General features: G+C 58.8%; 3 protein-coding genes. 2 read left to right on the forward strand and 1 reads right to left on the reverse strand.

Features of this window, described 5'->3' with window-relative positions; translation table 11 throughout:
• Nucleotides 1-104 precede the first annotated feature (104 nt).
• Complete coding sequence (locus C4885_RS15140) at nucleotides 105-1,472, reverse strand: MATE family efflux transporter (RefSeq protein WP_114001135.1); 1,368 nt, start codon at nucleotides 1,470-1,472, stop codon at nucleotides 105-107.
• A 397-nt stretch (nucleotides 1,473-1,869) separates the two neighbouring features.
• Here C4885_RS15140 and C4885_RS15145 point away from each other — a divergent pair, with 397 nt between their 5' ends.
• A complete protein-coding gene (locus C4885_RS15145; RefSeq protein ID WP_158538927.1) occupies nucleotides 1,870-3,876 on the forward strand; it encodes a penicillin-binding transpeptidase domain-containing protein in 2,007 nt (668 codons plus the stop codon).
• A gap of 76 nt (nucleotides 3,877-3,952) precedes the next feature.
• Nucleotides 3,953-5,569: a hypothetical protein gene (locus C4885_RS15150; protein ID WP_114001136.1), complete on the forward strand. Its 1,617-nt coding sequence runs from the start codon at nucleotides 3,953-3,955 to the stop codon at nucleotides 5,567-5,569.
• Nucleotides 5,570-5,669: the final 100 nt, after the last annotated feature.

Below are 5,669 nucleotides of genomic sequence, written 5' to 3' on the forward strand. Positions count from 1 at the left end.
GTATTATCTGCGCTTTTGGCTTAGCATCTGCCGCACCTCGCTCGCCGTATCGGCACTTAGAATTATGCGGTATTGCCCTAAGGAAACTTAAAGCAGAAATAGTATCAGATTACGTTGTGGTCCATCCACTTGTTGCTGATAAAGCGGATCATGAAGAACACGCTGCGGCAGATCCAGTCAATGAACATACCGAACCACACGCCGGTCAGCCCCATGTTGAGCTTGAGCACAAAGATGTAGCTCAAAATTACGCGGAACAGCCACATGCTGAAAATGCTCACCGTCATGGTGTAGCGGGCATCGCCGCCGCTGCGCAGGGCGTTGGGCAGCGTAAAACTGGTGGCCCAGCAGACAACGCTGAACAAAGAGAACCAGTGCATAACGGTAACGCACATGTTGAGCGCAGTATCCGAAAGGCTGAACAGCCGTGCAATGTAAGGAATCGTAAAAAACAGGCAGGCGTTGGTGCAGAACAAACCGAGCATTGCCATCAGGATAAACATCTTGGCGTAATGCTTGGCCTGTTTTTTGTCTCCTGCGCCAAGGCAGCGGCTGACGACAGGGATCATGGCAAGGCCCATGGTGCTGCCGGGAATGTTGGCGATGCCGCTGATGGTGTTGGCCACCGCGTTGGCCGCAATGGCGGAGGTGCCCAGGGTGGAAGTCAAGCTGCTGACGCACAGCTTGCCAATCTGGAACATGCCGTTCTCCAAACCGGAGGGAATGCCAATGCCAAGGATGCGGCGAATCAGGTCGCCGTCCGGCTTCATATCCGCAATATGGCGGATGCAGAGCGGGTTTTCAATTTGCTGCTGCTGCCAGAACACCCACGCCGCTGCAAACACGCGCCCCAGCAGGGTGGCCAGCGCAGCGCCCAGTACCCCCATGCCCAGCCCATAAATGAACAGGGCGTTGAAGCAGATATTGATGATGTTCATGACCAGGCTGGCCAGCATGGAAATGCGGCTGTTGCCCTGCGCACGGAACAAAGCGGCCCCGGCGTTGTAAAACCCGATAAAGGGGTAGGAGATGGCGCTGATCAAAAAGTAGGTCTGCGAAAAGCTCATCACATCGTCATCAATGCGGCCGAAAACAATGCGCAGGATGGGGCGGCTGAGCACCAGAATGACCAGCATGACAGCGATGGTGCTGACCGCAAGAACGGTGTACAGCTGTGCGGCGCTTTTGGCGGCTTTTTCACCATCGCGCCGGCCAAGGTACTGGCTGCTGATGACCGCGCCGCCGGTTGCCAGGGCGGACAGGATCTGGATGATCAAAATATTCAGGCTGTCCACCAGGCTCACGCTGGACACAGCGGCTTCGCCCACGCCGGATACCATAAGGGTATCCGCCATGCCCATGGATACCGACAAAAACTGCTCCGCCAGCAGCGGCAAAATCAGCCGAACCAATGCCTGGCGGTTAAAAATCGGCTCCGACAGGGTGGATTCGGCGCTTTTTGTGTTGCTCATTCGTTCCCGATACTCCTTATTCGCTTTACGAAAAATTTACATGTTTATCATTATAAGACGAGAAAAGCAGAAAAGCAATATCTGTGCGAATTGAAACGATATTGTCCTTGCAAATGAGCAATTTCGTTTTCAAAAAGCAAAAAAAGAATGGATTTTGCACGGGTATCTGAAACGAAAAGCAACGATGAAAACAGCGCTTGAGCGAAATTTGTTCTGAAAGAAAAGGAAAAAGATAAAAACAAATATCGACTAATGGCAAAATCCAGCGTTAAACACCGGGCAATTTCAGTGCGGCAAGGAAACAATCTTGCAATACTGGTGCACAAAACCGGGATAAACCGCCCCGCCAGCACATACGCTTGTGTGTGGAAGAAAATACAGGGGGAGGCAGACCGCCATGAAACAGACCCACCGCCCGCCGCGCAGCATTTACCCTGCGCAGAACCGCCACATGCGGCGGCGCACCCGTGTGCTGGCCCGGCTGTTTACCCTGCAAATACTGGACCACAGCGGTTACGCCAACCGTGCCGCGGCCCAGCAGCTGCGGGATACCACGCTGCCCACCGCCCGCGGCGAAATTTATTCCGCCGATGGCGTTACCCTGGCCGCCAGCAAAACCTGCTGGACCATCCGGGCCTCCCCGCGGGAACTGGCGGATGAGCTGGTGCAGCCCGCCGCCAAAGCGCTGAGCGAAATTTTAGATATTGATTATGACGCTACCCTGCAAAAGCTGAGCAAACGCACCAGCAATGACTGCCTGCTCCGCCGCCGGGTGGATGCCGATTTGGCGGACGCCGTGCGGGCCTGGTGCACGCAGAACAACGCGCAGGGCATCCAGATTTTGCAGGATACCAAGCGCGTTTACCCGCAGGGCAACTTTATGGGCTGCCTGCTGGGCTTTACCGATGTGGATAATCAGGGCCTTTGGGGGCTGGAACTGCAATATGACGCCCAGTTGACCGGCCGGAACGGAACCATCCTGACTGCAAAAAATGCCTGGGGGTATGATATGCCCACCCATTACAGCACCCTGCAGGATGCCGTGCCGGGGAATGATATCACCCTGACCATCCGGGCGGATATCCAGCACTATCTGGAAAGCGCGCTCAGTGCCGCCGTGGCGGAGCATCATGTGGCGGCCCGTGCGGTGGGCATTGTGATGGAGGTCGATACCGGCGCAATCCTTGCCATGTCCACCAAGCCGGATTACGACCCCAACGACCCGCGCACCATTGTGGATGAAACCATCCGCCAGCAGGTGAACGCCCTGAGCGGGGAAGAACGCAGCAAAGCGTTGCAGACCGCCCAGCAGGCCCAGTGGCGCAACAAGGCAATTTCCGATTTGTATGAACCCGGAAGCGTGTTCAAGCTCATCACCTGCGCTGCGGCACTGGATACCGGTGCCGTCACGCGGAACAGCCGCTTTGTCTGCGCGGGCAAGATCAATGTGGCGGGCACAAATTTCCGCTGCGCAAACGGGCATATCCATGGCAGTGAAACCCTGGCCCAGGGGCTGGCGGTATCCTGCAACCCCTGCTTTATCCAGGTGGGGGCGCGGCTGGGCAAACAGAACTTTTGCGATTACTTTGCCGCCTTTGGCCTGCGCGCCGCAACCGGTATCGACCTGCCCGGCGAGATCAAGCGCAGCGAATACTATACCGCCGACCGCATGGGCCCGGTGGAGCTGGCTTCCTGCTCCTTCGGGCAAAGCAGCAAGGTGAGCTACCTGCAAATGATCACAGCCGTCTGCGCGGTGGTCAACGGCGGCAAGCTGATGCAGCCCCATGTGGTGCAGTCCATCCACGATGCCGAGCGCAATACCGTGCAGCAGGTGGAGCCCACCGTAAAAGTGCAGGTCATCCGGCCCGAAACCAGCGCCGTCATGCGCGAATTGATGGAGGGTGTTGTGACCACCGGCACCGGCAAAAACGGTGCCGTGGCGGGCTACCGTGTGGGCGGCAAAACCGGCACCAGCCAAAAGCTGGACAGCGAGAATGAGCGCGCCCGCATTGCCAGCTTTGTGGCAGTGGCGCCGATCGAAAACCCCAAAATCGCAGTCCTCATCTGCCTGGATGAACCCCACAGCTGGACCACCAGCGGCGGCGCGCTGTCCGGCCCCGTGGCGGCGGAGGTGCTGCAAAAAAGCCTGCCGCGCTTAGGCATCCAGCCCAGCTATACCGAAGCAGAACAGGCAAAATATTTTACCACCGTGCCCGATGTGACCGGCTGGAAAGCCCCCGCCGCGGCCCAAAAGCTGAGCGAGTATACCCTGACTGCGGATGTGTTGGGGCAGGGGGAGCGGGTCGTCAGCCAGTACCCGCGGGCAGGCACCACTGTGCGGCGCGGCTCCGCCATCCAGCTGGACACCACCGGCCAGCTGGACCCCGCAGCGGACGAAGGATAACGCCGAGTGGTTGCACCCTCGTCCCATTTGCGATACAATAATATAAAGTTTATCCCAAAAAGGGGAGGGGAGCCGCTTGCCAAAGCTGCAAACAAACGGCGCAAAACAAAAACGAACCACCTATATGATACTGCTGCTCTGGGCGGCGGTCTGCTTTGCCCTGCTGGTGGTGGACTGGTGCTGCTGGGCACCCAACCGGCTGGACGCCGACATGGCGTCCGAACAACTGCTTGCCAACCTGCTGGCGCAGGAGGGCAGCGTGATGAGCACTAACTGGTACTATTCCACCGAGCTGCGGGTGCTCAACACCCAGCTGGTCATGGCACCGCTGTTCCGGCTGTTCACCAGCTGGCATACTGTGCGCGTGGTGGGCAGCGTGGTGCTGATCCTTTTGTATCTCGCGGCGTGGTTCTGGTTCGGGCGCAGTGCAAAGCTCAAGTACAGCGGCCTGCTGGGGGCCGGGCTGCTGGTGCTGCCCTATGGCGCGCTGTACCGCCAGTATGTGCTGGAAGGCCTTTACTATATTCCGCACATTGCCATCAGTTTTGCGGTGCTGGGGTGTGCGGTGCGCATTCTGCGCGGCGGGCGGCGGCTGGCCCCGGCGGCGGGCATGGTGCTGTTCAGCTTTGCTGCAGCGCTGGGCGGGCCGCGGCAGCTGTTCATCTTGAACATTCCGCTTACCGTGGCGGCAGCGCTGCTCTGTTGGCTGGATGCTCCGCCTGCGGATACCCTGCGCCAAAAGCTGGCCAATGCCTGGCGCACCCCCGGCGGGGCGCTGCTGGTGCCCACCCTTGCGGCGGATGCTGCCGCGCTGGCGGGGTACCTGGTCAACGCAAAGGTGCTGGCGGAAAAATATCACTTCCAGGATCAGGGATATGTGGCCTTTACCGGGCTGAACCTGGACCGTCTGCAATGGTTTGCAAATGCGCTGCTGGCTTCCTTTGGCTGGCAGGAGGGCAAAGTGTTTTCTCTGGCCGCGCTGTTTAACCTGGCGGCTGCGGCGCTGATCCTTTTCTGCTTTGTGTTTTCTGTTTGGCTGGTGCGCGGCAAAGCACGCTACCCGCTGGGGCACCGGCTGGTGGGGGCGTTTTTCCTGGCCGGGGCCGTCTGCTTTGCGCTGCTGTACGGCCTGACCAACAGCGGCCATTCGGACCGCTACCTGCTGCCGCTGGCAATTTTATTTGTACCGCTGCTGGAAATCATGCTGGCGGACTGCACCCCCCTGCACCGCTCGGATGCCCGTGGTCTGACGGCCCTGCTGGCGGCGATATTGCTGTTGCGCGCCGGAACAGACTACCGCGCAGCGGCAGTGGCAGCCAACCCCAACCAAGGGACGGCACAGTTCCTGGTGCAGAACGGCTACCGGGACGGGTACGCTTCTTTTTGGGACGGTAATGTGATGACCGAGTTGACGGACGGCACCCTGAACGTGTGGACCCTGACCCCAAACAGTGTGCCGGAGCTGCGCCCTTGGCTGCAGGTCACCAGCCATCTGCAAACCCCTCCGCAGGGTAAAATTTTCTTTGTTATCTCCAAATGGGAAGCATACGGCGAGCGCCAGCCCACTACCCAGGCCCTTGCCGATGCCATGCCGGAGGATGCGCTGATCTATGAGGATGCGACCGTAAAGATTTACGGTTTCGCCAGCGATGAAGCCATGCGCCAGGCGTGCGGATTTGCGGCATTCCCATAAAAAATAAGCCGTCACAAACTTTTAAGGCAACACCGCACAATTCCCGCCTTGCGGCTTAAGCACCGCTCCGGCAGCTGCGGCACGGCATCTGCGTTGCCAA

Source organism: Subdoligranulum sp. APC924/74 (genome assembly GCF_003324125.1).
Taxonomy (GTDB): Bacteria; Bacillota; Clostridia; order Oscillospirales; family Ruminococcaceae; genus Gemmiger; species Gemmiger qucibialis.

Coding starts and splice junctions, on each gene's coding strand:
- C4885_RS15145 (WP_158538927.1), top strand. CDS start 1,870: ATGAAACAGACCCACCGCCCGCCGCGCAGCATTTACCCTGCGCAGAAC.
- C4885_RS15140 (WP_114001135.1), bottom strand. CDS start 1,472: ATGAGCAACACAAAAAGCGCCGAATCCACCCTGTCGGAGCCGATTTTT.